The following is a 24,325-nucleotide window of genomic DNA, read 5'->3' on the forward strand; positions in this document are numbered from 1 at the left end:
TTCAGTCTGGCGGCTTTCCGCCGGGGCGGTCAGAACTCCTGCCATTCCGCCCGGGTGTCGAGGGCCGCATTGCCGCTGAAGGCGGCGGCGACCTTGCGGCCAAGCGTGCGGGCGGGGGAGGCCTGCGGGCGTGCGGCCTGCCCGGATGCCGCTTTCGCCGCCGGCATGCCGGCGAGGCGGAACCGGCCGACGAGGTCGCGAAGGCGCACCGCTTCCGTCGCCAGCGTATTGGATGCGGCGTTGGATTCTTCCACCATCGCCGCGTTCTGCTGCGTCGTCTGGTCCATGGCGTTGACGGCGGTGTTGACCTCCGCAAGCCCGACGGACTGCTCCTTCGCGGACGTTGCGATGGATTCCATGTGCGTGTTGATCTCGATGATGAAGCCGCTGATGGTCTTCAGCGCCGAACCCGCATCGCGCACCAGCTTCACGCCGTTGTCCACCTCGGTGGAGGAGTTGTGGATCAGCTCCTTGATCTCCTTTGCCGCCTGTGCGGAGCGCTGGGCGAGCTCGCGCACTTCCTGGGCGACGACGGCAAAGCCCTTGCCGGCCTCGCCCGCGCGCGCCGCTTCCACCCCGGCATTCAGCGCCAGAAGGTTCGTCTGGAAGGCGATCTCGTCGATCACGCCGATGATGTTGGAGATCTGCTGGGCGCTCTCCTCGATCTTGCGCATCGCTTCCTCCGCGTAGGAGACCACTTCGGCGGACTGGGCGGCGGCGTGGTTGGCCTGCCCCGCGACGCTGCGCGCCTCCTCCGTGCGCTTGCTGGAATTGGCGACGTTGACGGTGATCTCGTCGAGTGCTGCCGCGGTTTCCTCGAGCGAGGCCGCCTGCTGCTCGGTGCGTTTGGAAAGATCGTCCGTGCCGGCGGCGATTTCCCGTGTGCCGTTGTCGAGCGTCGAGATGGCGTTCGATATATCGCTGAGCGTCGTGGCGAGCTGGGCGACCGACTGGTTGAAGTCGTGGCGCAGCGGCTCGAAATCGGGCGCGAAGATTTCGTCGATCTGGAAGGCGAGGTCGCCGGCGGCGAGGCGCTTCAGGCCCGCCGCAAGGCCGGAGGTGGCCACGCGCAGCCGTTCGGCCGCATCGGCCTCGGCCTTTTCCTGCATGGCGATCCGTTCGGCTTCGGCGCGCTTGCGGCCTTCCACCGCTTCCTCCTCCAGGCGCCGGTTGGCGATGGCGCTCTGGCGGAACACTTCGAGCGCCTTGCCCATGTCGCCGATCTCGTCATTGTTGCGGGCAAGGACGATCTCGGTGTCGAGCTGACCGTCGGCGACAAGGCCCATGGATGCGCCGAGGCGCGACATGCCGCCGATGATGCGCCTGAACGTCACGTAGCCGACGATGGAGAACATCAGCGCCAACGCGGACATGGCCGTGACGATCAGCGTCCAACAGAGGCCGGCCCGGCCGTTGGCCTCGTCGATGACGCTTTGCGTGCGCGCCTCCATCTTCTCGAAGAAGGTATCGACCGGCTGCATCACGTTGGCCTTGAACTTGTGATAGTCGGGCGAGTTGAGCATCCGGGTCGCTTTTTCGCGCGCTTGCGGGCCGAGGGTGGCGGCGTTGTCGACCAGGGTCATCGCCTCGGTCTCCAGCTTGATGAGCGCGTCCGAGCGCTTGCCGGCCTCGTCGAGAAGGCCGAATTCCTCGTCGGTGAAGCCGGCCTGCTTCATCAGGTCGTGCAGCGAGACGGCCGGGCCGTCCGGCCGCGGCTTGGCGACGCCCCCGGCGACGAAATCCCAGTAGATCCGTTCATAACCTTCCGGCCGCGGACGCGTGCCGTTGCGGATTTCGATGACGGCGTTGTACTGGTCCTTGAAGGCCGGATCGCCCGTCTCGGCATAGGTGCGCACCATGCGCGTCAGGTCGTCCGATGATTGCCGGAAGCCGTCGGCGAGCACATAGGACTGGTATTTCTGGTCGTAAGCCCGGGTGACGTCGTCGGCTGCGCCGGCATATTCCCAGAGGCTCACCACGAGCCCTGCCATCACCACGCCGGTAGCCGACGCCAGGGCGATGAATTGCGTCTTGATTTTCATGATGGTCATTCCCGACGTGGACACACCTTTCCTGCCGCGCCGAAATCATTTCGGACGTCACGAAGACATGCCACCGATGAGTGCAACGCCGGCAGCATCGCCGGAATAACTATAGACTGTCGAAGCGAATGGTTAGCAAATCGATAAAACCATGCAACTTTGGTCTAAGAACACGCAATTTCTCCTCCCTATTTCTAGGGATGTCGAATTTTCAATTTTATGTTGTGGTGTCGATTCTATCACTAATTTTATCGTATGAAGTATTTAAGGAATAAGTATTTGTATATTCGCATCAATACTTATATATTCATATATAATAAAATAAAGGCGCGCGTAAGGCCCTGCCGGCAGGGTGAAACTTGCGTATAGTCAGAAAAGAAGATGTATATCGCGATACGATATATTTCTGAAAGGAACCGTTCGCCCCGGAAACGAGAGGTGCAGGCCCGGGACTTGCGCCTTGCCAGCGGCCTTGCCGGGGTCTATCGACGGCGAAACGCACGTCGAGGAACTGCCATGCACCACATCGGAAAAATCGAGGCGGCCGACAAGCCGGGCTTCTACCGTGAGCTTTTGGCGCAGGCAGAAGGGCTCCTGCACGGCGAGCGCGACGCCATCGCCAACGCGGCCAATCTTGCCGCGCTGATCTTCGATGCCGTCGAGGACCTCAACTGGGCCGGCTTCTATTTCCTGAAATCGGAGAGGGAACTGGTGCTCGGCCCGTTCCAGGGCAAGGTGGCGTGCGTGCGCATTCCGGTCGGCAAGGGCGTGTGCGGCAGCGCAGTCGCCGAGCGGCGCAGCCGGCGCGTCGAGGACGTCGACGCCTTTCCCGGCCATATCGCCTGCGACGCCGCTTCGCGCTCGGAACTCGTCGTGCCGCTCATCAGGGACGGCGCCGTCCTCGGCGTCCTCGATCTCGACAGTCCGTCGCCGGGCCGCTTCACGCCGGAAGACCAGGCCGGTTTCGAGGCGCTCGCCGCGCTCTACGTCGCGGCGAGCGATCCTTAAATCCCTAGTGGGTGGTGGTGCCGGACGGTTCGCCCGCCTTGGGGGCGATGCCGGCGGCCTGCTCGCAAATCTCCACATGCCGCGCCAGTGCCGTGTTGGACAGCACCGCGCTGATGGTGGTGATGTCGCGGCCCTGGTACTTGGGGGTCTGCTGGGCGGCTTTCAGCCTTTCCAGAAGGGTAAGACGGCTCATGGCATCCTCCTTTTGAGCGGTTGAGGTTGAAGCTCGAAGGCTCAGGCGGCCTTCTTGCCGGCGTTGAACGGAATCTCGATGTCGACGGCGAGCGTGGAGACCTGCGCGCCGCGTTCCATCTTGATGGAGACCTTTTCGTCGTCGACCTGCATGTGCTTGGAAATCGCTTTGAGGATTTCGTCGCGCAGCTTGTTGACGAGGTCGGAGTCGCCGGTGGCGGCGCGCTCGTGGGCGAGCAGCACCTGCAGCCGCTCGCGGGCGGCCGGGGCCGACTGGGCGCGGGAGAAGAAGCGGAAAGGATTCATGCCGCCTTCCTTCCGAAGATCTTGCCGAGGAAGCTGCGCTTCTCGCCCGGCACCGTGACCGGCAGGGTCTCGCCTTTCAGGCGCCGCGTCGCCTCGAAATAGGCGAGCGCCGGGGCGCTGCGGCCGTCGGCGAGGGTAACGGGCGCGCCGACGTTCGAGGCGCGCAGCACGTCCATGCTTTCGGGAATGATGCCGAGCAGCGGGATCGACAGGATCTCCAGCACGTCCTCGACCTTCAGCATGTCGCCGCGCTCGGCGCGGGCCGCGTCGTAGCGGGTGAGCAGGAGGTGCTTTTCGATGCGCTCGCCGTTCTCCGCCTTCAGCGTCTTGGAATCGAGAAGGCCGATGATGCGGTCGCTATCGCGCACCGAGGAGACTTCCGGATTGGTGACGACGATGGCGACGTCGGCGTGGCGCATGGCGAGCGTCGCGCCGCGCTCGATGCCGGCGGGACTGTCGCAGATCACCCAGTCGAACGCGTTCTTGAGGGCGGTGATGACCTTCTCGACGCCTTCCGGCGTCAGGTTGTCCTTGTCGCGGGTCTGCGAGGCAGGCAGCAGGTAGAGCGTCTCGACGCGCTTGTCGCGGATCAGCGCCTGGGTGAGCTTTGCCTCACCCTGGATGACGTTGACGAGGTCGTAGACCACGCGCCGTTCCGCGCCCATGACGAGATCGAGGTTGCGCAGGCCGACGTCGAAATCCACGACCACGACCTTCTCGCCGTTCTGCGCCAGCGCGGCGCCCAGAGCTGCCGACGACGTCGTCTTGCCGACGCCGCCCTTGCCCGATGTGACAACGATTACCTTGCCCATATACGTCTCCAGTAAATGGCTGTTCGCCTTGTTGTTCAGCCGAGTGTCGCGGCCTTGATCGTTTCGCCTTCGAGCCAGATCTGCACGGGCTTGCCGCGCAGTTCCGGTTCCATGTCGTCCGCCGTCTTGTAGAAGCCGTCGACGGCGATCAGCTCGGCTTCGAGCTTGCGGCAGAAGATGCGCGCCGAGGCATTGCCCGTCGAGCCGGCCATCGCCCGGCCGCGCAAGGGGCCGTAGACGTGGATCGAGCCGCCGGCGACCACTTCGGCGCCCGAGGCGACCGAGCCGACGATGGTGACGTCGCCTTCCGGAAAGAAGATCGACTGGCCCGAGCGGACCGGCCGCGTCACGACCAGCGAGGGCGTTACGCCCACCGGCGCCGGCATGGCGGGAACCGCCGGTACAGGCGTGACCGGGCCGGCCGCTTCCGCCGGTTCGCTCTCGGGCGCCTCGATGTCGCCGGCCGGGCGGCCGTCGGTCATGGCCGGCGGCAGGTCGGGGCCGAGCAGCGAGGAACGTGCGCCCTCGATGCCCATGACGCGCACGTTGCGCGCCCTCAGCGCCTCGACCAGCATGTGAAGCTCCGAGCGGTCGATGTCGAGGCCGTCGACGTCGAGCACGACCGGGCGGCGCAGGAAGAAGCCGGCCGAGCGGGCGGCCAGGTCGTCGAGGCGCACCAGCCAGTCCTCGAAGGGCAGCTCCGGGGTCAATGCAAGCGCAAGGAAGGACCGCCCCTTGAGGCGGATCGGCCGGGGTTGAGTTAACACGTCAGTCATCTTGGTTAATTTTCAGTTGCTTCGATGTAGCGGTGGAATGGTTAACAAATGGTTAACGGATTGCCGGGCCGAAGCCGCGCAGCGCCCAGCGTGTGCCCTCGCTCGAAAGCGAAAGCAGACAGAAAGGCTCGGCATCGATGCGCCAGACCGAGGAGAGCGGCGCGCCGAGAACATGGGCGAACAGGAGCTTGAGGATGACGGGATGCGTCACGGCGAGCCGGTGCCCGCCGGTGCCGTGCAGGCTTTCCAGCCAGACGGCGGCTCGCGCCTGCGCCGTTTCGAACGATTCGCCGCCATGCGGCGCGGCCGCCGGATTCGCCATCCAGCGCCGAAGGTCCTGCGGCGCCTCGGCGGCGATGTCGGCAAGGGTGCGGCCCGTCCAGCGGCCGAAATCGACGTCGGCGAGGGCAGGGCAGGCAACGGCATCCGGCGCGAAGGCCGCCGCCGTTTGCGCCGCGCTCGCCTCCGGCCCGTGCAGCACCGCCTCGAAGCGGCCAAGCGTGCCGGCAAGGCGGCTTGCCCGCTCCGCTTCGCCCGCCGGCAAGGGCTCGTCGGAGGAGAATCGGGCCTGCCGGCTGGCGGGCGTCGCGCCGCGGCAGAGCACGGTCAGGCGGCTTGCGCGGGCGGCCGTGGATGGCGTCGTCACTCTTTGCCCCTTCCAATTCGTCTTTTGCCGCCGAATCGGCCGGCAAGTCCCCGGATTTCATTGACAGGCGGGAAACACCGTTGATAGATATTCCACTTGTCTCGGGAAGCCAGTGGAATTCTGGCGCGGTCGCGCCACTGTAATCGCAAATTCGCGAAAGCCAGACCTCGAGAGTTTCAAATTCGCCCCACTAGCGAACGCGTATTCTGAGAGGGACCAAATGTCTGATATTACCTTGAGCCACGGCACGGCCGTAACGCCCATTCCCGCAGCGCAGCTCTTCCCCTGGGCTCTTTTCGGCGGCATCCTGATGCTGCTCGCGCTTTATTTCGTCAGCACCGAAGAAGGTGCCGCACGTCTCCTGTCGGGTCTGGAAGTTCACGAATTCGTACACGACGGGCGCCATCTCCTCGGCTTTCCCTGCCATTGAGGTGACGACATGACCGGACACCTTTTGCTGAGGGGCATGATCGCCGGCCTCGTCGCCGGCCTCATTGCCTTCGGTTTCGCACGTCTTTACGGCGAACCGCAGGTCGACCGCGCCATCGCGTTCGAAGAGCTGATGGCCGCGGCGGAAGCACCCGCCGGTGCGCCCGAGGAACCCGAGGCGGTCAGCCGCCAGACACAGGCCGGCATCGGCCTCTTCACCGGGGTCGTCACCTATGCCGTCGCCATGGGCGGCATCTTCTCGCTGGTCTTCGCCGGCCTTTACGGCCGCGTCGGTCGCCTCAGCCCGCGCGCGCTTGCGCTCGTTCTGGGCGCTGCTGCCTTCGTCGCCCTCGTCGTGGTTCCGGACCTCAAATATCCGCCGAACCCGCCGGCCGTCGGCGATCCCGAGACGATCGGCGTTCGCACCGGGCTGTTCTTCGTGACGCTCGCCGCTTCCATCTTCGCGCTCTCCCTTGCCGTGGCCTTCGCCCGCCGTCTTGGCGAGCAGTGGGGCCGCTGGAACGGCGCGATCGTCGCCGGCGTCGCCTATGTGGCGTTCCTGACGATCGTCTTCCGCCTCCTGCCGGCAATCAACGAAGTGCCGGAGAATTTTCCGGCGCTGACGCTCTACGAATTCCGCCTTGCGACGGTAGGGCTGCAAGCCGTTCTCTGGACGGCCCTCGCGCTCGTCTTCGGCTATCTGGCGGAACGCAGCCTCCAGCAGTCCGGCAACTATCGCGCACTCGCCGCGAAGTTCTGACTTTCGATCCAGCGAATGCCGCGGTCCGCCGCGGCATTCCGCCGGCCTGAAGAGGACCATCGCCTTGCGTCTGCTTCTTCTCCTGACGTTCATGGTCGCCGCTTGCGGCCCGGCCCTTGCCCACAGCAGCCGCGTATCCTCCTTCAACGCAACCGGCCTTGCCATTCCGAGCCTTTCGCACGGCGCCCTTGCGGTGCTGGACGAACACTACGGCGCCATCCTCGGTATCGCCGCCGGGGCCAGGGAAACCGACCCGGTCTTCCGCAAGCTGGAAAACTACGCGCGCATCCAGAACTACTATTGCCTGTGGGGCCTGGGGCCGCGGGCGATCGCCGACGAGGCGAGCCCCTTCAACGAATGTTCCCATGCCTATCTTTCCGCCGCGCGGATGCTGCTCCTGCACATGCGCGCCATGCCGAGCGTGGCGGCGGCGGCAGGCGATCTCGTCTCGACGATCGACGCCGAGATGATCCGGCGCGGCAGCGCGCTGATCCTGTGCGAATATTCCGAAGAACCCTTCTACACCAGCGCCTTCATCACGCCCCACTGGGAAAACGCGATCGAGCACAAGCCCACGCTGTTCGCCGCCGCCTCTCCCCTTCTTGCGGTGGCCGGGCTCGTCTTCCTGCGCTTGCGGCGCGTTACCTGAGCGCAATGTGCCAGGCATGCTTCGCGGCGCATGGAATTTGTCCTCGCAAGGCATAGTCTGAGAATTTCCTGCCTGTGTTGGCGGCGCGATTGGCGCCAATATCCGGCAGTCCCGTCATTGAGGAGCAACCGATGCTGACCGCGATTCCGACCCGGCGAACCTTCCTTCAGGCAGGCGCCGCCCTTCTCGCCTCCACCGCCCTGCCGACCCTTGCCCGCGCGCAGGCCGCATCTGCCGGCGGGCGGCTGATCGTGGCGGCCGATTCGGAGCCGAAGAACCTCAATCCGGCCATCGTCGCCTCCAACGGTGTGTTCTTCGTGGCGAGCAAGGTGATCGAGCCGCTGGCCGAGGCCTCCTTCGAGGGCAAGGATGGTCTTTCGCCGCGCCTTGCCACCGCCTGGGAAGGATCCGAGGACGGGCTTTCCGTGACGTTCAAGTTGCGCGCGGGCGTGACCTGGCACGACGGCAAGCCCTTCACCTCCGCCGACGTCGCCTTCTCGGCTCTCAGCGTCTGGAAGCCCCTGCAGAATCTCGGCCGCATCGTCTTCGCCAATCTGGAGACCGTGGAAACGCCCGATGCGGCCACCGCCGTCTTCCGCTTTTCCAAGCCGACGCCGCTCCAGCTCATCCGCAACGCCCTGCCGGTCGTCAGCAGCGTCATTCCGAAGCACCTCTACGAGGGCACGGACATCGCCGCCAATCCGGCGAACGTCCAGCTCGTCGGGACCGGCCCGTTCCGTTTCGCCGAATACAAGCCCGGCGAATATTACCGCCTGACCCGCAACGACGCCTATTGGGGCAAGCCGCAGCCGAACCTCGACGAGATCGTCTTCCGCGTCCTGCCGGACCGCGCCGGGGCGGGTGCCGCGCTGGAGGCGGAGGAGATCCAGCTCGCCGCCTTCTCCGCCGTGCCGCTCACCGACCTCGACCGCATCTCCAGGGTGCCGGGTATCAAGGTCATCACCAAGGGCTACGAGGCGCTGACCTACCAGCTCGTCGTGGAGATCAACCACCGCCGCAAGGAACTCGCCGACCTCAAGGTCCGCCAGGCCATCGCCCATGCCATCGACAGGAAATTCGTCGTCGACACGATCTTCCTCGGCTATGCGGCCGCCTCCACCGGCCCCGTGCCGAAGAACGCGCCGGAATTCTACGACGCCGACGTGCCGACCTACGATTTCGACGTCGCAAAGGCCAATGCGCTGCTCGACGAGGCGGGCTATGCCAAGGATGCGGACGGCAAGCGCTTCTCGCTGAAACTGCGTCCGGCGCCCTATTTCAACGAGACGCGCCAGTTCGGCGATTACCTGCGCCAGGCGCTCGCCGCCGTCGGCATCGATGCGGAAATCGTCAACGCCGATTCGGCCGCGCACCAGAAGGCGGTCTATACCGACCACGATTTCGATCTCGCCGTCGCCCCGCCGGTCTTCCGCGGCGATCCGGCGATCTCCACCACCATCCTCGTCCAGTCCGGCATTCCGGCCGGCGTCGGCTTCTCCAACCAGGGCGGCTATGCGAATGCCGAGCTCGACGCCGTCATCGCCAAGGCGGCCGAGACCATCGATACCGCCCGGCGCACCGAGCTCTACCGCCAGTTCCAGAAGCTCGTCGCGGCCGACCTGCCGCTGATCAACGTCGCCGAATGGGGCTTCATCACGGTCGCCCGCGACAGCGTACTCAACGTCGCCAGCAACCCCCGCTGGGCCGTCTCCAACTGGGCCGATACCGCGCTTCAGGGGTGATGGCGAGGCAATGAAGGCACCTGCCGCGAACACCCCCCTCTGGCCTGCCGGCCATCTCCCCCTCAAGGGGGGAGATCGGATGGAGCTGCGTTTTGCCCGTTTCCAGCGATGCCGTTTGAACGGGGTGGGTGCATCTTGCCAATCTCCCCCCTTGAGGGGGAGATGGCCGGCAGGCCAGAGGGGGGTGCCACAGACGCGTTGCCCACGGCGCACAAGTCTGCGGCAGGCGGCATGAACCGCGCGCTCCGCCTCATTGCACGCCGCGCGCTCGCCAGCATCCCGGTGCTGCTGATCGTCGTCGTCCTGACGTTCCTGCTTCTGGAGACGGCGGCGGGGGATGCGGTGGATGCCTATCTTCTTTCCATCGGCGGCGGGGACGCCAGTGTCGCGCAGTCGCTGCGCGCGGCCTACGGGCTCGACCAGTCCATGCCGGCGCGGCTGTGGCTCTATCTTTCCTCGCTCGCCCGGCTCGACCTCGGCTGGTCCGTCGCCTTCGACCGGCCGGTGCGCGACCTCATCGTCGAGCGCCTGCCGAATACGCTGCTGCTGATGGGCAGCGCCACCGCGCTGTCCTTCGGGCTCGGCTCGGCGCTCGGCATCCTCGCCGGCGCGCGGCCGGGCAGCTTTCGCGACCGGGCGCTGTCGACGGTTTCGCTCGTGCTCTATGCGATCCCGAGCTTCTGGCTCGGCCTCGTCCTCAGCATCGTCTTCGCCGTGCAGCTGCGCTGGCTGCCGACCTCGGGGATCGAGACCATCGCCTCCGGCCGCACCGGCCTTGCTCGCGCGGTCGATATTGCCGTCCATCTCGCGCTTCCCGTCGGCACGCTGGCGCTCATCTACATGGCGCTGTTCCTGCGCGTGATGCGCGCCGGCATGGCGGAGGTCTGGGGCATGGATTTCGTGCTCTTCGCCCGCTCCAAGGGGCTTTCGCGCATGCGGATCGTGCTCAGGCACGTCGCGCGCAATGCGCTGCTGCCGCTCGTCACCATGCTCGGCCTGCAGGCGGCGGCGATGCTCGGCGGCAGCGTCGTCATCGAGAGCATCTTCGCCATTCCCGGCTTCGGCCGCCTTGCGCAGGAGGCCGTCAGCGGGCGCGACACGGCACTCCTTACCGGCATCATCGTCACGAGCGCGGTGCTGGTCATCGCGGTCAACCTCCTCGTCGACATCGTCTACGCCCTGCTCGATCCGCGCGTCGGCGCCACGGAGCGCGGCGCATGAGGACGATGCGGCGATTGCTGGCGACCCCGGAAGGCGCGGTCGGGCTTGCCCTTCTGGCATGCCTCGCGCTCGTCGCCCTCTTCGCGCCGGTGCTTTCGCCGGGCGATCCGCTGCGCATTGCCGGCCGGGCGCTGACGACGCCGTTCAGCGATCCCGCCTTTCCGCTCGGCACGGACCGGCTGGGGCGCGACGTGCTGGCGGGCCTCATCCACGGCGCGCGCACCTCACTCGCCGTCGGCCTTGCCGCGGCGGCGGCGGCGCTCGCCATGGGCCTGTGCGTGGGGCTTGCGGCGGGCTTTGCCGGGGGGCTCCTCGACGAGGCGCTGATGCGCATGGTCGATGCTTTCCAGATCGTGCCGGGCTTCCTTCTGGCGCTTGCCTTCGTCAGTGTTGTCGGCCCCTCCGTGCCGGTGGTGGTGCTGGCCATCGCGCTGGGCGCCTGGGCCGATCCGGCGCGGCTCACCCGGGCGCAGGTCCTCTCCGTCCGCGAGCGCGACTATGTCGCCGCCGCGCGGGTCGCCGGCATGCATCCGGTGGAGATCGCCGTCCGGGAAATCCTGCCGAACGTGCTGCCGCCGGTGCTGGCGCTCTCGGCGATCATCGTCGCCGCAGCCATCCTCACCGAGGCCGCGCTGTCCTTCCTCGGCCTTGGCGATCCGAACGTGGTCACCTGGGGCTCGATGATCGCCGAAGGGCGCAACGTGCTGCGCTCCTCGCCCTGGCTGTCGATCTTCCCGGGCATCGCGCTCGTCCTCACGGTCGTCGGCGTCTATCTGCTCGGCGAGGGGCTGACCCGGGCGCTTTCCGGCCGGAGGGCAGCGGCATGACGGCGCTCTGCGAAATCCGCGGTCTTTCCGTCGCCTATCCCGGCGCGTCCGTGCCCGCCCTTGACGGCATCGACCTCGATATCCGCGCCGGCGAGCGGCTGGCGGTGATCGGCGAGAGCGGCTCGGGCAAGAGCACGCTCGCCTGCGCGCTTGCCGGCCTTTTACCGGACGGCGCGCGGGTCGAAGGCGGGATGCGCTGGGCCGCGGGGTCGCCGCCGCGGCCGGGCCGCGACCTCGGCTTCGTCTTCCAGGATCCGGCGGCAAGCCTCAATCCGGTGCTGACTATCGGCGAGCAGGTGGGGGAGGGCGCCCGCCGGCATCTCGGCCTGTCGCGGCGACAGGCGCTTTCGCTCGCGGTGGAGATGCTGGAGAAGGTACGGCTCCCCGATCCCGGAAAGGTGGCGAAGGCCTTTCCGCACCAGCTTTCCGGCGGCCAGCGCCAGCGCGTGGCGATCGCCGCCGCGCTTGCCGCGAAACCCGGAATGCTGATCGCCGACGAGGCGACGAGCGCGCTCGACATGGTGGTGCAGGCGGAAATCGTCGCGCTGCTCGACGATCTCGTGCGCGCGGCCGGTATGACGCTGCTCTTCATCACCCACGATATCGCGCTCGCCTCCGGCTTTGCCGACCGCGTCGCGATCTTCCGCAAGGGCGCGCTGGTCGAGACCGGCCCGACCCGGACGGTGCTCGCAGCGCCGGCGGCGGCCTATACGAAAACGCTGATTGCCAGTCATCGCGACCTTGCGACGCCGCCCCTCATTCACGAGGCGGCGCCATGACCCTGCTTGTTGCCGAAGGCCTTTGCAAGCGCTATGCCGCCGGCCGCGGCGTGACGGCACTCGACGGCGTCTCGCTTCACCTGTCGCCCGGCGAGACGCTCGGCCTGGCGGGCGCCTCCGGCAGCGGAAAGTCGACGCTGGCGCGCGTCCTCACGCGCCTCGCCGAGCCGGATACCGGCAGCATCCGCTTTGCCGGCGAGGACTGGCTGGCGCTTTCCGGCGCGCCGCTGCGCCGCAGGCGGGCCAGGATGCAGATGGTCTTCCAGGATGTGCTCGGCGCGTTCAACCCGCGCGCCACGGTCGCCTCCGCGCTGGAGGATCCCTTGCGCATCCACGCCGTCGTGCCGAAGGGCGAGCGGGCGCGCGAGGTCGCCGCGCTGCTCGACCGCGTCGGCCTGCCCGCCGCCTATGCCGGCCGGTCGATCCGCGAGGTCTCCGGCGGCGAGCGTCAGCGCATCGCCATCGCGCGGGCCATCGCCACGCATCCGGCGCTGATCGTGCTGGACGAAGCCGTCTCGGCCCTCGACGTCTCCGTGCGCGAAAAGATCCTCGAGCTGCTGGTGACGCTTCAGGAGGAGCGGGGCATCGCCTATCTCTTCGTCTCGCACGACCTTTCGGTACTCGCCGCCGTCGCCCATCGCATCGCCGTCATGGAGGCGGGCCGGATCGTCGAGACCGGACCTACTTCCCGCGTGATCGCCGATCCGCAATCGCCCGCCGCCCGCGCGCTGGTGCGCGCCGTGCCGCGCCTTGTCATCGAATAGGAGCCGCCATGCCGTTCGACCGCTGGAATGCCCTCAACGACGTCCCCGTCTTTCCCGCCGAACGCTTCGGCGCGGTCGCCGACCGGCTTGGGAAAATCCTGGCGACCCGCAACGATATCCTGCTCTTCCAGACGGAGGCCGTGGTGGCGCTGGAGGCGGTGGCGGCAAGCCTTGCCCGTCCGGGCCTGAAAGCGATCAACATCGTCACCAGCCCCTTCGGCGCCTGGACCGGCGGCTGGCTGCGACGCGGCGGGGCGGAGGTCGTGACGCTGACTGCCGAACCCGCTCGCCCTATCGGCATTGCGGCCGTAACGGCGGCCTTCGATGCCCATCCCGATGTCAAGGCGGTCTTCTTGTGCCATGCCGAATCGGCGAACGGCGTGCTCAATCCGCTGGAGGAGATCGTCGCGGCCGCCCGGGCGCGCGGCATCGTCACGGTGGTGGATGCCGTCGCCTCGGTGGGCGGCCATCCCCTTGCGGTCGATGCCCTCGGCGTCGATATCGCGGTGATCGGGCCGCAGAAGTCGCTGGCCGGCCCTGCCGGCGTCTCGGCGGTTTCGGTAAGCCCGGCCGCGTGGGCGCTCATAGGCAGGGAGGGAGGGCCGCGGGACTCCAGCCTTTCGCTCCTCGACCGCAAGGCCTGGCTCGATGCCGGCCGCGGGGCGCTGCCCGGCACCTCGGCGCAACTGGAATTCTTCGCGCTGGAAGCGGCGCTCGACCGCGTGGAGGCCGAAGGGCTCGACGCCATTCTTGCCCGCCACGCCACGGCGGCGCGGGCGACGCGGGCCGGCCTCCTCGCGCTGGGCGCCGAACCCTCCGCCGAGGCCGGCCGCGCCTCCCATCTCGTCACGACGACATGCCTGCCGGAGGGCGTGGACATGGAGGCCTTCCTTGCCGCCGCCGCGCCGCTCGACACGGATTTCTCCGCCGGCGTCGGCCCGGGCGCCGAGAGGCTGGTGCGGCTCAACCATACCGGCCGGCGCGCGCGCTTCGAGACGGTGCTTTCGGGCGTCGTCGGCTACGGTATCGCGCTTGGCAAGGTCGGGCAGACGGCGGATGTCGCCGCAGCGGCGGCAGCGGTCGCGGCGCACTATCGGGCGGATGTCTAATCGACACCGTCGATTAATCGCGGCCATTCGGCCATCTTGCCGGAAACCGGGGGCCTATCGATACTTGACGGATATCAGCCGCGCGAGATCGATCCCATGGGACACATTGCCGAAGCCGTCATAACCGAGACACCCGACCGCATCGACCGCCTCGTTTCGGAGCATCGGCCGGGCTACGGCCTTGCCCGGCCGTTCTACCACGACCCGGAAATCTACCAGCGCGACATGGAGCGGGTCTTCCGCCGCCACTGGCACTGTATCGCCCATGAGAGCGTGATCGCGAACGTCAACGACTTCGAGGTCTTCCGCATCGACACCGAGCAGGTGATCGTCACCCGCGCGGCGGATGGCACGGTCCATGCCATGCTGAACGTCTGTCGTCATCGCGGCGCGGAGGTCTGCACCAAGCCGAAGGGCAATGCCCGCGCCTTCGTCTGTCCCTATCACGCCTGGACCTACGGCAACGACGGCAACCTGAAAGCCGCCCGGCTGATGCCGAAGGATTTCAGGCGCGAGGACCATGGGCTGAAGAAGCTCCATGTGCGGGTGGTCGAAGGCCTCATCTTCATTTCCTTCGCCGAAGATCCGCTCGACTTCCTGGAGGTGGAGAACCTCCTGCACGCGACCTGCGGCCAGTACGGCTGGGCGAGCGCGAAGGTGGCGCACCGGGAAAGCTATCCGGTCGACGCCAACTGGAAGCTCGCCGTCGAGAACTATGTCGAATGCTACCATTGCGGCCCGGCCCATCCGGAATATTCGCAGACCCATGCGCTGGAGCAGCCGCTGCACATGATCGAGGCGCTGAACGAGGCCATGGAGGCGCGCACCTGCGCGCTCGGTATCGAGGTGGGCTCGGGCAACCATTGGCAGACCTCGCGGGAAGGCCGCGAAGCAATCCACGCCTTCCGTTATGCGCTCTATGACGGCGTGGAGAGCGGCAGCGAGGACGGCAAGGCGGTGGCGCCGCTGATGGGGCGCTTTTCCGCCTTCGACGGCGGCGTGACGTCCATCCATCTCGGCGGCACGACCTTCCTCGTCTGCTATCCCGACCACGGCATGATCTACCGCTTCATCCCCAAGACGGCGGAAAGCTGCGAGATGGAGCTGATCTGGCTCGTCGACGGCAAGGCGGAGGAGGGGCGCGATTACGACCTTTCCAAGCTCACCTGGCTGTGGAAGGTGACGACCGAGGAGGACAAGACGATCATCGAGCATACGGCCCGCGGCGTGCGCTCGCACTATTTCGTGCCCGGCCCCATCGCGCCGATGGAGCAGAACGAGTTGCGCTATATCGACTGGTATCTCGACGAGATCGGCCGCGCCTGAGGTTTGGGAGCAACGCAGCATGTGCATAGCTGCGTTGCACAATAAATGTTTCCCATTTGGTCAAAAAACGAGCATAGTGCCCTCAGCTGATGCACAGGACGGCTTTTTCCTCCCAGTGCCGTCGCAGCAGCTGTTCCCCTCTGGAGGTTTTTAACCTTCACATCTCATGGGCCGCGGTTTCCGCCGGCCCATTTTTTTTGCCCGCCGTCAGACGTCGACGGGCCGTGCGTCCTGTCCGCTCACGCCGAAGACGCGCCGGTAGCGCTCGATCTCGGCGGGATCGCCCGTCGCCTTCAGCGGATTGTCGGAGAGCTTGACGGCCGGGCGGCCGTTGGCGCTCGTCACCTTGCACACGAGCGAGATGGGGTCGAGGCCCGTGCCGCCGTCCGGGTCGCAGCCGCGGAAATCGTTGGTGAGGTTGGTGCCCCAGCCGAAGCTCATGCGCACGCGGCCTTGGAAATGTCGGTAGGTCTCCTCGATGCTGTCGATGTCCATGCCGTCGGAGAAGATCAGCAGCTTGCTGCGCGGATCGCGTCCCTTCCCCCGCCACCAGCGGATGATCTGCTCGCCGCCCTCGATGGGCGGCATGCTGTCGGGGCGGAAGCCCGTCCAGTCGGCCACCCAGTTCGGCGCGTTGGCAAGGAAGGAGGCGGTGCCGAAGGCATCGGGCAGCGCGATGAGGAGGTTGCCGTTGTAGTGCTGGCGCCACTCCTCCAGCACCTCGTAGGGTGCGCGGGCGAGCGCTTCGTCGCCTTCGGCGAGTGCCGCCGCGACCATCGGCAACTCATGGGCATTGGTCCCGATGGCTTCGAGGTCGGCGTCCATGGCGAGGAGCACGTTGGAGGTGCCGATGAAACGCTCGCCGAGCCCCTCCTTCAGCGCCTCCACGCACCAGCGCTGCCAGAGGAAGCCGTGCCGGCGGCGCGTGCCGAAATCGGAGATGACGAGGTCGGGCAGGTGCCGCAGCCGTTCGACCTTCTCCCAGAGCCGGGCCTTGGCGCGGGCATAGAGCACGTCGAGCGTGAACTGGCCGCGGTTGCGCATCGCCGCGCGCGATTTCAGCTCGTTGATGATGGCGAGCGCCGGGATTTCCCACATGGTCGTGTGGGTCCAGGGGCCGGAGAAGTGCAGCTCGTACTGCCCGTCCGCCTTGTGCAGCGCGTATTCCGGCAGGCGGAAATCGGCAAGCCAGGCGATGAAATCCGGGCCGAACATGCGCGCCTTGCCGTAGAAGCTGTTGCCGGCCAGCCAGATCAGCTCCTTCTTGGTGAAGCGGATGTTTCGGGCATGGTCGAGCTGGGCGCGCAGTTCCCCCTCGTCGATGATGTCGGCAAGGCGCACGCGCGTCGTGCGGTTAATGAGCGAGAAGGTCGCCTGCACGTCCGGGTGAAGCTGCCGGATCATCTGCAGCATCAGCAGCTTGTAGAAGTCCGTGTCGAGCAGGCTGCGCACGATGGGATCGAGCCGGAACGTGTGGTCGTAGGCGCGGGTCGCGATGTCGGTGACGGCCATTGTCTTCCTAACCCGTGATGCGCTGGTGGACGCGGTCGAGTGCGCGGGAGAGGGCCGAGAGCCCGCCCTTCTCCCCGAAGTCGCGCAACACCTGCTCGTTGAGGCCGCCCTTCGTGGCAAATTCCCCGGCAAGATGCGCGAAGGGGAGCTTCGGATCGGCGGCAAGCGCCGTCTCGGAAAGGCCGGCAAAGAGCGGCGCGAGATAGGCGCGGCCCTTCTCCTCCGGCAGACCCTTGTCCGAAAGCCAGTCCGTCGCCTGCTGCATGATGCCGAAATAGGTGGCCATCAGGGCGCTTGCTGCGGCGAGAAGGTCGTACTCCGCCTTCGTCTCGCATTCGACGGCCGTGCCGAGCGCGGCAAACAGCGCCGCCGTCTCCCCGTCCGGCGGAAAGATCGCGGTGACGCCCTTGCGCTGCGCCACGAAGGGCAGGGGGATCGTCTGTGTCAGGTGCACGTCCGCGCCGATCCAGTCGAGGAGGGTCGGCCGGGCGGTTGCGGCGACGACGCTGATCACCGTCTGGCCGTCGCGAAAGCGCAAGGGGCGGACGACCTCCTCGGCGATCTGCGGGCGGATGGCGAGCACGACGGTCTCGCAGCCGTCGACGATCGCCTGGTTGTCCTTCGAGACGGCAACGGCCGGGAAATCGGCGGCGAGCCTTGCGGCGATCTGCGCATTGCGGGCCGAGACCATGACCGCCTCCACTGCGGGCGGGGACGCAAGAAGCCCACGCACCATGGCGTCGGTGATCGCGCCGGTTCCGATGAACCCGATCCTGCGGGCAAAGGGCTTGGTCATTCTGAGGTTCCGTTCCTGTCGCGTCGGCATAGGGCCAGAAAAACCGGCGCGCAGCAATTGCAAATTTCCCCTTCCGCCGGGCATGCGGGTGCCTTGCGGCCCCGGCGCCCGCCATGCCAGTGTGCGTATCGCGGGAAGAGCCCGCAAGCCGGCCGATGAAGAAGAGCAGGCTGCGGGCGGGGAACGATCTTGCAGGTAACGACCCGCGCGGACGCGGGCGAAAAAGGGAGTTGAGAGACATGAGACGCATCCTGATCCTCGGCGCGGCCTTCGGCCTGCTCATGGGCACGGCCGCGCGGGCGGACGACATCACCTTCGCGGTGGCCGGCCCCATGACCGGGCCGCTCGCCACCATCGGCGACCAGTTCAAGCAGGGCGCGCAGGCCGCCGCCGACGCCATCAACGCCAAGGGCGGCGTCATGGGCCGGCAGGTCAAGCTGCAGTTCGAGGACGACCAGTGCGACCCGAAGCAGGCGGTCTCCGTCGCCAACCGCATCGCGGCGAGCGGCATCAAGTTCGTCGACGGCCATGCCTGCTCGGGTTCGAGCATTCCGGCCTCCGCCGTCTATGCGGAAAACGGTACGCTGATGATGAGCCCGGCTTCCTCCAACCCGGTGATGACGGACGACGCTGCCGCCAAGGGCTGGACCAACATCATGCGCCTCTACACGCGCGACGACGCGCAGGGCGCCTTCATCGGCCCATGGATCGCCATGCAATATGCCGGCAAGAATGTCGCCGTGCTGCATGACAAGACGGCCTATGGCCAGGGCGTTGCCGACGCCGTGCGCGCCACGATGAACGAGAACGGTCTGAAGGAGGCGATCTACGAAGGCATCAATGCCGGCGAGAAGGACTACAACGCCCTCGTCACCAAGCTGAAGGACGCCAAGGTCGAGGTCGTCTATTTCGGCGGCTACCATCCGGAAGCCGGCCTCATCCTGCGCCAGGCCGCCGAGCAGAACTACAAGTTCCAGCTCATCATGCCCGATTCCATCGCCTCGCCGGAATTCTGGCAGGTGGCGGGCCCGGCCGGCGAAGGCACGCTCTTCGTCTTCCCGTCCGATCCGCAGGCCAAGCCCGAGGCGAAGGAGGCCGTCGAGAAGATTTCGGCCGGCGGCTTCAAGCCGGAAGGCTTCACGCTCTTCTCCTATGCCGTGATCCAGGCCTTCGCGCAGGGCATCGAGCGCGCCGGCTCCGACGATCCGACGAAGGTCGCCGAAGCCCTCAAGAACGGTCAGCCGATCGACACCGTCGTCGGTTCCGTCCTTTTCGACGAGAAGGGCGACCTGAAGGACGCCAGCTACGACATCAACCGCTGGAGCAACGGCAGCTACGCCTCGATCAAGAAGTAGGCAAGGTGCGGGAGGCGGCGAGGGCCGCCTTCCGTCCCGAAGCAGGGCAGTCGACCATGAAGACCCTCTCTGCCTGCCGGCATCTCCCCCACAAGGGGGGAGAAAGGCTGGCAGCCCGCTCTTCTCTCAATCCGTGAATGCCGAGGGTGCCGCGCGTTAAGTCCCTCCCCCTTGTGGGGAGGGGTTGGGGAGGGGCCTTTGCTCCATATGCGATACCCTCCCCACCCCGCAGGATCAGTCGCCGAGCGCCTGCCGGTCGTCGCCGTCGCGGCGGCGGACAAGCTCTTCCTTGATGCTGCGCAGGATCCTCGTCGCCTTCTCGCGATCCGCATAGGCGACGAGGTTGGCGAGGATGTCGATGACGGCGAGATAGGCGTAGCGCGTCGAGGTGGGGCGGAAGATATTCCTGCCCTCCGGCAGGTCGACGGCAATGACGACGTCGGCCGCCTTCGCCACCGGCGAGCCGCTCTGCGTGACGACGATGGTGGGAACGCCTCGCCCGCGCGCAAGGTCGAGGCAGCGCACCAGCATCGGGTCGCGCCCGCTGAAGGACGAGCCGAAGACCACCGTGCCCGGCCCGGCGGCGGCGGCGAGCATGGCGTTCATGCCGTGGTCGCTGGAGGCGCTGACCGGGCAGCCGAGCCGGAAGAGCCGGTTGTGCAGTTCATGGGCCATCATCGCGGAATTGCCGCTGGCGCCGAAGGCATGGATGAAATCGGCCCCGCGCAGGAGATGCGCGGCCTTGCTCATCGCCGCGAGGTCGAGCTGGCGGTGCATCTGGAAAAGCGCGTTCTGCGCCTTGGCGACGATATCCTCGGCGACCTCCTCCGGCGTCTCGGTCGGCGTTTCCGGTGCGAAATAGCGAAGGCCCACATAGGGCATCTTGGCGAGCTGCACCTTGAAATCGGGAAAACCCTGGCAGCCGAGCCGGCGGCAGAAGCGCGTCACCGTCGGCGGCGAGACGCCCGCCCGCTCCGCCAGATCGTTGATCGACGCGTTGACGGCAAAATCGATATCCTCCAGCACCAGGCGGGCGAGCGCCTTTTCCCGTGCGGAAAACGTGCCCTCTTCGTCCGAAAGGGCGTGAAGAAGGTCCATGCATGCTCCTAACAGATGATGTGCCGTCCCGCCGTTCGTATCATACCCGGCGTGCCGCTTCATATGTAAATTATTTTCATAAAATGGCATTCCGTATTGACGAAAACGGAGAAAATAGCTCATTTCTGAAAACAGATTACACATCGAACGTCAGGAATGATCGGCATGCGCATCTTCACCGCGTCGCTCGCCACCGAGACCAACACCTTTTCCCCCGTGCCGACGGACCTCAACGCCTTCAAGGCGGCGTTCTATGCGGGGCCGGGAGAGCATCCGGAAACGCCGACGCTCTGCTCCTCCGTCGTGCCGATCCTGCGCCGGCGTGGGCGTGCCGAGGGTTTCACGGTCATCGAGGGCACGTCCTGCTGGGCGGAGCCGGCCGGCCTCATCCAGCGGCAGACCTATGAGGGCCTGCGCGACCTGATCCTCGGCGAGCTTGCCGCCGCTCTGCCCGTCGATGCCGTCGTGCTGGGCCTGCACGGGGCGATGGTGGCGCAGGGCTACCACGACCCGGAGGGCGATTTGCTGACCCGCATCCGCGATCTCGTCGGCCCCGGCGTACTGGTCGCCGCCGAATTCGACCCGCACAGCCATCTGACGGCCAAGCGCGTCGAAAATCTCGACCTGATGGCGGCTTTCCTCGAATTCCCACATACGGATTTCGAGGAGCGCGGCGAGCATGTCGTCGATCTTGCGCTACGCACCCTGAAGGGCGAGATCCGCCCGGTCATCTCCACCTTCGACTGCCGGATGATCACCATCTACCCGACGAGCCGCGAGCCGATGCGCTCCTTCGTCGACCGGCTGAAGGCGCTGGAAGGGCGCGACGGCATCCTCTCCGTCTCCGTCATCCACGGCTTCATGGCCGGCGACGTGCCGGAGATGGGAACGCGCATCGTCGTCGTCACGGACGGCGACAGGGCGAAGGGCGATGCGCTGGCGCAGCGGCTCGGCCACGAGCTTTACGGCCTGCGCAGGACGACCGCCATGCCGATGCTCGATACCGAGGCCGGCCTCGACCGGGCCATCACCATCCGCGCCGGGCGGCCGGAAAAGCCGGTGACGATCGCCGATGTCTGGGACAATCCCGGCGGCGGCGTGGCGGGCGATGCGACGCATATCCTGCGCCGGATGATAGAGCGCGGCTTCGAGGACGTGGCTGTCGCGACGATCTGGGACCCCATCGCCGTCACCTTCTGCCATGCGGCGGGCGAGGGGGCGGAGCTGGCGCTGCGCTTTGGTGGCAAGTCGGGGCCGGAGGGCGGCGAGCCGCTCGACCTGCGCGTGACGGTCGAGCATGTCTTCGATGCCGGCTGGCAGAGCTTCCGCAACAGCCGCGTGACGCTCGGCAGCACGGCGGTCGTGCGCCCGGTCGGCACGAGCATCGACATCGTGCTGATCACAAGCCGCACCCAGACCTACGAGCCGGACATCTTCTCCAACCAGGGCGTGGATTTCACGAAGAAGGCCTTCCTGCTGGTCAAGTCGACCAACCATTTCCATGCCGGCTTCGAGCCGGTTTCCTCCGAGATCGTCTATATCGCCGCGCCGACCTCCTATCCGACCGATCCTGCGACGACCGCCTACCGCAAGGCGCGCCTCGACATCTGGCCGCGCGTCGCCGATCCGCTCGGGCTCGATCAGCCGATTTCCGGTTGACGGACGGCGTGAAAGCCTATGTCGCTTCCTGCAACACCACAGAGGAGAATCGCCATGGCCGGACACGACGCCCCCTTCTTCATCGAGGATACGGACGAGAGCGAGATTTCCTCCGACGTCGCCGGCCTCGGCAACCTCCTGATGACGACGCATATCCCGCTCAGGGCCGACGGCTCCATCGAGACAGGCGATATCCGCACGCAAAGCACATGCACGCTGGAGAGCCTGAAGACCTCGCTGGAAAAGGCCGGCAGCAGCCTTGCCGACGTGATCCACCTGACGATCTACCTCACCGACATGGCCGAGCGCCCGGTCTTCAACGAGGTCTACTGCGCCTATTTCAAGAAGCCCTATCCGGTGCGCTGCGCGGTCGGCGTTAGCGCGCTCGCCGATCCCGGCATGCGCGTCGAGGTGACGGCGATGGCCGTGCGGCGCCGACCCGCCTGACGGTTTCCTTTGACCCCCATCGCGCGGGCCGCTAGACGGGGCCAGCCGATTTCCGATGGAGGTTCCGATGAGCGATCTTTTCGACGCCGCGCCGCGCACCGGCTCCATGCCGCTTGCCGCCGAACTGCGCCCGGCGACGCTGGACGACGTCATCGGCCAGGAGAAGATCATCGGCCCCGGCACGATGCTGCGCCGGCGCATCGCCGCCGGCCGGCTCGGCAGCATCATCCTCTACGGGCCGCCGGGCCTCGGCAAGACCTCCATCGCCCGGGCCATCGGCACCATGCTCGGCAAGAATTTCCGTCCGCTGCACGCCGCCCACAACAATGTCGCCGACATCCGCAAGATCGCCGACGAGGCGCGCATGCGCCCGACGCTGCTCTTCGCCGACGAGGTGCACCGCTTCAGCGCCACCCAGCAGGACCATCTCCTCGCCCTCTGCGAGGAGGGTGTCGCCGACTTCATCGGCGCGACGACGGGCAATCCCTACCACACGCTCACGCCCGCGCTGATCTCCCGCTCGACGATCCTGAAGCTGGAGCCGTTGAGCATCGAGGAGATGGAGGAGGTGGTGCGGCGCGGCCTTGCCCATCTTACGAACCAGGGCATCGAGGTTCAATTGGAGCCGGAGCAGCTTCGCCGCATCGCCGGCCGCTCCGGGGGCGACGCCCGCCGCGCGCTGACCGTGCTGGAGAGCCTTGCCGTCGGTCATGCGCCGGGAGAGCCGGTCGTCGTGACGGAAGCGATGGTCGAGGAGGCCTACGCGGCCGCGCCCGTCAACCACGACCGCATGGGCGATGCGCATTACGACGTCGTCTCGGCCTTCGTGAAATCCATGCGCGGCTCGGACCCCGACGCCACGCTCTACTGGCTCGCCCGGCTCGTCCATGGCGGCGAGGACCCGCGCTACATCGCCCGGCGCATCATGATCCACGCGTCCGAAGACGTCGGCCTTGCCGACAACACCGCGCTCCAGACGGCCGTGGCGGCGCTGCATGCGGTGGAGAAGATCGGCTATCCCGAAGCGCAGATCGTGCTCGCCCATGCCGCGCTCCACGTCGCCCGCGCGCCGAAATCCAATTCCGCCTGCCGCGGCATCTCGCTGGCGCTCGCCCATGTGGCGGCCGAACCGCCTTCCGCCGTGCCGATGCACTTGCGTGACGCCCACTACAAGGGCGCGGCCGCCCTCGGCCATGTCGGCTATGCCTTCCCGCATGACGACACGCGCGGCTGGAGCGAGCAGGCCTATGCGCCCGACGTGCCGCGCGGCGCCTTCTACCAGAGCGATGCCCGGGATGCGGCGACCTTCGAGCGGCGCGCCGACGAGCACTGGGACGAGGTGACGGGACGTTCGACGCCGCGCCGTTTCCGCAAGCGCTAGGCGAGGCCCGCCCGCACGCGGTTGGCGACGGTCCAGGCAAGCAGCACGCAGGCGATGGGCTGGATGTGCCAGGTCCAGGCCGGCAGCGTGCCGAAGGCGGCGACGAGCGCGCCGAGCGCGCCGAAGAGCAGCGCCCGGTCGCTCTTGCCCATCGGCCCTTCGTAGCTGCGCCCCTTGCCGTGCGCGACGCCAAGCACGCCGGCAAATTCCGTCAACGCCGAGAGGAAGACGACGGCGGAAAGCCACGGCAGCGAGAAGGGCGCGACGAGCGCGAAGGGCGCATAGAGCGCGGCATCGGACACCACGTCGGCAAGCTCGTTGAGATAGCCGCCGAGCGGGCTTTGCTGGCCGTGCTCGCGGGCGAGCATGCCGTCCACGGCGTTGAAGGCCATGCGCAGGAACATCCAGACCGGGACGAGCGCGAAGAGCGCAGGCCGCGGATCGAGCGCGAGAAGCGCGCCGATCCCCAGCGAGACGACCGCCGCGACGATGGTCACCTGGTTGGCGGTGACGCCGAGCGCGGCGAGCCGCCCGACGAGCGGGCGCAGCAGGGACTGGAAGGAGGATTTCAGCTTGTAGATCGACATGAAGGCGCGGTCCGCACGAGTATTCCCCTGAAAAGAAAGCCCAATCGCACGAAAATCAACTGCAAACATGCCCGCTCATCCGTATAGGTGGGGATGACATCG

The 24,325-nt window shown here is 66.9% G+C and carries 25 protein-coding genes; 15 read left to right on the forward strand and 10 right to left on the reverse strand.

Annotation, left to right across the window (positions count from 1 at the left end):
* Nucleotides 1-29: 29 nt before the first annotated feature.
* Nucleotides 30-2,042: a methyl-accepting chemotaxis protein gene (locus HNQ66_RS03175; RefSeq protein ID WP_246434156.1), complete on the reverse strand. Its 2,013-nt coding sequence runs from the start codon at nucleotides 2,040-2,042 to the stop codon at nucleotides 30-32.
* Nucleotides 2,043-2,558: 516 nt separating this feature from the next.
* Between HNQ66_RS03175 and HNQ66_RS03180 the strand changes: the two genes are divergently transcribed.
* Complete coding sequence (locus tag HNQ66_RS03180) at nucleotides 2,559-3,050, forward strand: GAF domain-containing protein (RefSeq protein ID WP_184140763.1); 492 nt, start codon at nucleotides 2,559-2,561, stop codon at nucleotides 3,048-3,050.
* Nucleotides 3,051-3,054: 4 nt separating this feature from the next.
* Here the strand turns inward: HNQ66_RS03180 and HNQ66_RS03185 are convergent, their stop codons facing one another.
* Genes HNQ66_RS03185 through HNQ66_RS03205 form a run of 5 tightly spaced genes read right to left on the reverse strand, consistent with a single transcriptional unit; the run spans nucleotide 3,055 to nucleotide 5,782 of the window.
* The gene (locus HNQ66_RS03185) at nucleotides 3,055-3,243 is read right to left on the reverse strand and encodes a hypothetical protein (protein ID WP_184140765.1); all 189 of its coding nucleotides are present in this window, start codon (nucleotides 3,241-3,243) and stop codon (nucleotides 3,055-3,057) included.
* Nucleotides 3,244-3,284: 41 nt separating this feature from the next.
* Nucleotides 3,285-3,548, reverse strand: a complete 264-nt coding sequence (gene minE, locus HNQ66_RS03190; protein ID WP_184140767.1) for a cell division topological specificity factor MinE — start codon at nucleotides 3,546-3,548, stop codon at nucleotides 3,285-3,287.
* On the reverse strand, nucleotides 3,545-4,360 hold the full coding sequence (gene minD, locus HNQ66_RS03195; protein ID WP_184140769.1) for a septum site-determining protein MinD: 816 nt from the start codon (nucleotides 4,358-4,360) through the stop codon (nucleotides 3,545-3,547). The genes minE and minD overlap by 4 nt, the downstream gene beginning before the upstream one ends.
* A 35-nt stretch (nucleotides 4,361-4,395) precedes the next feature.
* Entirely contained in the window at nucleotides 4,396-5,136 is a 741-nt protein-coding gene (gene minC, locus HNQ66_RS03200) for a septum site-determining protein MinC (protein ID WP_184140771.1), read from the reverse strand.
* A 52-nt stretch (nucleotides 5,137-5,188) separates the two neighbouring features.
* The gene (locus tag HNQ66_RS03205) at nucleotides 5,189-5,782 is read right to left on the reverse strand and encodes a histidine phosphatase family protein (protein WP_184140773.1); all 594 of its coding nucleotides are present in this window, start codon (nucleotides 5,780-5,782) and stop codon (nucleotides 5,189-5,191) included.
* A gap of 220 nt (nucleotides 5,783-6,002) precedes the next feature.
* On the opposite strand from HNQ66_RS03205, the gene HNQ66_RS03210 reads away from it, so the two are divergent.
* The 10 genes from HNQ66_RS03210 to HNQ66_RS03255 all read left to right on the forward strand — a co-directional run bounded on the left by HNQ66_RS03210 (nucleotide 6,003) and on the right by HNQ66_RS03255 (nucleotide 15,388).
* Entirely contained in the window at nucleotides 6,003-6,212 is a 210-nt protein-coding gene (locus tag HNQ66_RS03210; protein WP_184140775.1) for a CbtB domain-containing protein, read from the forward strand.
* 9 nt (nucleotides 6,213-6,221) lie between these two features.
* Nucleotides 6,222-6,971, forward strand: coding sequence for a CbtA family protein (locus HNQ66_RS03215; protein ID WP_184140777.1), 750 nt, complete (start codon nucleotides 6,222-6,224; stop codon nucleotides 6,969-6,971).
* A 64-nt stretch (nucleotides 6,972-7,035) separates the two neighbouring features.
* A complete protein-coding gene (locus HNQ66_RS03220; protein WP_184140778.1) occupies nucleotides 7,036-7,620 on the forward strand; it encodes a hypothetical protein in 585 nt (194 codons plus the stop codon).
* 131 nt (nucleotides 7,621-7,751) lie between these two features.
* A complete protein-coding gene (locus HNQ66_RS03225) occupies nucleotides 7,752-9,362 on the forward strand; it encodes an ABC transporter substrate-binding protein (protein WP_184140780.1) in 1,611 nt (536 codons plus the stop codon).
* A gap of 231 nt (nucleotides 9,363-9,593) precedes the next feature.
* On the forward strand, nucleotides 9,594-10,583 hold the full coding sequence (locus HNQ66_RS03230) for an ABC transporter permease (protein WP_184140783.1): 990 nt from the start codon (nucleotides 9,594-9,596) through the stop codon (nucleotides 10,581-10,583).
* Nucleotides 10,580-11,410, forward strand: coding sequence for an ABC transporter permease (locus tag HNQ66_RS03235; protein ID WP_184140785.1), 831 nt, complete (start codon nucleotides 10,580-10,582; stop codon nucleotides 11,408-11,410). Before HNQ66_RS03230 ends, HNQ66_RS03235 begins: the two co-directional genes overlap by 4 nt.
* Nucleotides 11,407-12,189 (forward strand): ABC transporter ATP-binding protein, encoded by a 783-nt coding sequence (locus HNQ66_RS03240; protein ID WP_184140787.1) that lies wholly within the window; start codon nucleotides 11,407-11,409, stop codon nucleotides 12,187-12,189. Before HNQ66_RS03235 ends, HNQ66_RS03240 begins: the two co-directional genes overlap by 4 nt.
* Nucleotides 12,186-12,953: an ATP-binding cassette domain-containing protein gene (locus HNQ66_RS03245; RefSeq protein WP_184140789.1), complete on the forward strand. Its 768-nt coding sequence runs from the start codon at nucleotides 12,186-12,188 to the stop codon at nucleotides 12,951-12,953. Before HNQ66_RS03240 ends, HNQ66_RS03245 begins: the two co-directional genes overlap by 4 nt.
* Nucleotides 12,954-12,961: 8 nt before the next feature.
* Nucleotides 12,962-14,062: an aminotransferase class V-fold PLP-dependent enzyme gene (locus HNQ66_RS03250; protein ID WP_184140791.1), complete on the forward strand. Its 1,101-nt coding sequence runs from the start codon at nucleotides 12,962-12,964 to the stop codon at nucleotides 14,060-14,062.
* A 96-nt stretch (nucleotides 14,063-14,158) separates the two neighbouring features.
* A complete protein-coding gene (locus tag HNQ66_RS03255; RefSeq protein ID WP_184140793.1) occupies nucleotides 14,159-15,388 on the forward strand; it encodes an aromatic ring-hydroxylating oxygenase subunit alpha in 1,230 nt (409 codons plus the stop codon).
* Nucleotides 15,389-15,595: 207 nt separating this feature from the next.
* On the opposite strand, the gene pncB is transcribed toward HNQ66_RS03255, so the two are convergent.
* Nucleotides 15,596-16,900 carry a nicotinate phosphoribosyltransferase gene (gene pncB, locus HNQ66_RS03260; protein WP_184140794.1) on the reverse strand — a complete coding sequence of 435 codons (1,305 nt, stop codon included), beginning with the start codon at nucleotides 16,898-16,900 and terminating at the stop codon, nucleotides 15,596-15,598.
* 7 nt (nucleotides 16,901-16,907) lie between these two features.
* Complete coding sequence (locus HNQ66_RS03265; RefSeq protein ID WP_184140796.1) at nucleotides 16,908-17,696, reverse strand: pyrroline-5-carboxylate reductase; 789 nt, start codon at nucleotides 17,694-17,696, stop codon at nucleotides 16,908-16,910.
* Nucleotides 17,697-17,935: 239 nt separating this feature from the next.
* On the opposite strand from HNQ66_RS03265, the gene HNQ66_RS03270 reads away from it, so the two are divergent.
* Nucleotides 17,936-19,051 carry an ABC transporter substrate-binding protein gene (locus tag HNQ66_RS03270; RefSeq protein ID WP_184140798.1) on the forward strand — a complete coding sequence of 372 codons (1,116 nt, stop codon included), beginning with the start codon at nucleotides 17,936-17,938 and terminating at the stop codon, nucleotides 19,049-19,051.
* A gap of 234 nt (nucleotides 19,052-19,285) precedes the next feature.
* Here the strand turns inward: HNQ66_RS03270 and HNQ66_RS03275 are convergent, their stop codons facing one another.
* Nucleotides 19,286-20,149 carry a MurR/RpiR family transcriptional regulator gene (locus tag HNQ66_RS03275; RefSeq protein ID WP_184140800.1) on the reverse strand — a complete coding sequence of 288 codons (864 nt, stop codon included), beginning with the start codon at nucleotides 20,147-20,149 and terminating at the stop codon, nucleotides 19,286-19,288.
* Nucleotides 20,150-20,314: 165 nt separating this feature from the next.
* Here HNQ66_RS03275 and HNQ66_RS03280 point away from each other — a divergent pair, with 165 nt between their 5' ends.
* The 3 genes from HNQ66_RS03280 (at nucleotide 20,315) to HNQ66_RS03290 (ending at nucleotide 23,636) form a co-directional block, all read left to right on the forward strand.
* Nucleotides 20,315-21,808, forward strand: a complete 1,494-nt coding sequence (locus HNQ66_RS03280; protein WP_184140802.1) for a M81 family metallopeptidase — start codon at nucleotides 20,315-20,317, stop codon at nucleotides 21,806-21,808.
* A gap of 54 nt (nucleotides 21,809-21,862) precedes the next feature.
* A complete protein-coding gene (locus HNQ66_RS03285) occupies nucleotides 21,863-22,255 on the forward strand; it encodes a RidA family protein (RefSeq protein WP_184140804.1) in 393 nt (130 codons plus the stop codon).
* Nucleotides 22,256-22,322: 67 nt separating this feature from the next.
* Nucleotides 22,323-23,636: a replication-associated recombination protein A gene (locus HNQ66_RS03290; protein ID WP_184140806.1), complete on the forward strand. Its 1,314-nt coding sequence runs from the start codon at nucleotides 22,323-22,325 to the stop codon at nucleotides 23,634-23,636.
* On the opposite strand, the gene HNQ66_RS03295 is transcribed toward HNQ66_RS03290, so the two are convergent.
* Nucleotides 23,633-24,223: a CDP-alcohol phosphatidyltransferase family protein gene (locus tag HNQ66_RS03295; RefSeq protein WP_184140808.1), complete on the reverse strand. Its 591-nt coding sequence runs from the start codon at nucleotides 24,221-24,223 to the stop codon at nucleotides 23,633-23,635. The genes HNQ66_RS03290 and HNQ66_RS03295 overlap by 4 nt on opposite strands.
* Between the last annotated feature and the right edge of the window lie 102 nt (nucleotides 24,224-24,325).

This window comes from Shinella fusca, assembly GCF_014203155.1.
GTDB classification, from domain to species: Bacteria; Pseudomonadota; Alphaproteobacteria; order Rhizobiales; family Rhizobiaceae; genus Shinella; species Shinella fusca.

Coding starts and splice junctions, on each gene's coding strand:
- HNQ66_RS03250 (WP_184140791.1), top strand. CDS start 12,962: ATGCCGTTCGACCGCTGGAATGCCCTCAACGACGTCCCCGTCTTTCCC.
- HNQ66_RS03280 (WP_184140802.1), top strand. CDS start 20,315: ATGCGCATCTTCACCGCGTCGCTCGCCACCGAGACCAACACCTTTTCC.
- HNQ66_RS03270 (WP_184140798.1), top strand. CDS start 17,936: ATGAGACGCATCCTGATCCTCGGCGCGGCCTTCGGCCTGCTCATGGGC.
- HNQ66_RS03230 (WP_184140783.1), top strand. CDS start 9,594: ATGAACCGCGCGCTCCGCCTCATTGCACGCCGCGCGCTCGCCAGCATC.
- HNQ66_RS03225 (WP_184140780.1), top strand. CDS start 7,752: ATGCTGACCGCGATTCCGACCCGGCGAACCTTCCTTCAGGCAGGCGCC.
- HNQ66_RS03275 (WP_184140800.1), bottom strand. CDS start 20,149: ATGGACCTTCTTCACGCCCTTTCGGACGAAGAGGGCACGTTTTCCGCA.
- HNQ66_RS03290 (WP_184140806.1), top strand. CDS start 22,323: ATGAGCGATCTTTTCGACGCCGCGCCGCGCACCGGCTCCATGCCGCTT.
- HNQ66_RS03245 (WP_184140789.1), top strand. CDS start 12,186: ATGACCCTGCTTGTTGCCGAAGGCCTTTGCAAGCGCTATGCCGCCGGC.
- HNQ66_RS03175 (WP_246434156.1), bottom strand. CDS start 2,042: ATGAAAATCAAGACGCAATTCATCGCCCTGGCGTCGGCTACCGGCGTG.
- HNQ66_RS03185 (WP_184140765.1), bottom strand. CDS start 3,243: ATGAGCCGTCTTACCCTTCTGGAAAGGCTGAAAGCCGCCCAGCAGACC.
- HNQ66_RS03215 (WP_184140777.1), top strand. CDS start 6,222: ATGACCGGACACCTTTTGCTGAGGGGCATGATCGCCGGCCTCGTCGCC.
- minC (WP_184140771.1), bottom strand. CDS start 5,136: ATGACTGACGTGTTAACTCAACCCCGGCCGATCCGCCTCAAGGGGCGG.
- HNQ66_RS03235 (WP_184140785.1), top strand. CDS start 10,580: ATGAGGACGATGCGGCGATTGCTGGCGACCCCGGAAGGCGCGGTCGGG.
- HNQ66_RS03285 (WP_184140804.1), top strand. CDS start 21,863: ATGGCCGGACACGACGCCCCCTTCTTCATCGAGGATACGGACGAGAGC.
- pncB (WP_184140794.1), bottom strand. CDS start 16,900: ATGGCCGTCACCGACATCGCGACCCGCGCCTACGACCACACGTTCCGG.
- minE (WP_184140767.1), bottom strand. CDS start 3,548: ATGAATCCTTTCCGCTTCTTCTCCCGCGCCCAGTCGGCCCCGGCCGCC.
- HNQ66_RS03265 (WP_184140796.1), bottom strand. CDS start 17,696: ATGACCAAGCCCTTTGCCCGCAGGATCGGGTTCATCGGAACCGGCGCG.
- HNQ66_RS03295 (WP_184140808.1), bottom strand. CDS start 24,223: ATGTCGATCTACAAGCTGAAATCCTCCTTCCAGTCCCTGCTGCGCCCG.
- HNQ66_RS03180 (WP_184140763.1), top strand. CDS start 2,559: ATGCACCACATCGGAAAAATCGAGGCGGCCGACAAGCCGGGCTTCTAC.
- HNQ66_RS03240 (WP_184140787.1), top strand. CDS start 11,407: ATGACGGCGCTCTGCGAAATCCGCGGTCTTTCCGTCGCCTATCCCGGC.
- HNQ66_RS03255 (WP_184140793.1), top strand. CDS start 14,159: ATGGGACACATTGCCGAAGCCGTCATAACCGAGACACCCGACCGCATC.
- minD (WP_184140769.1), bottom strand. CDS start 4,360: ATGGGCAAGGTAATCGTTGTCACATCGGGCAAGGGCGGCGTCGGCAAG.
- HNQ66_RS03210 (WP_184140775.1), top strand. CDS start 6,003: ATGTCTGATATTACCTTGAGCCACGGCACGGCCGTAACGCCCATTCCC.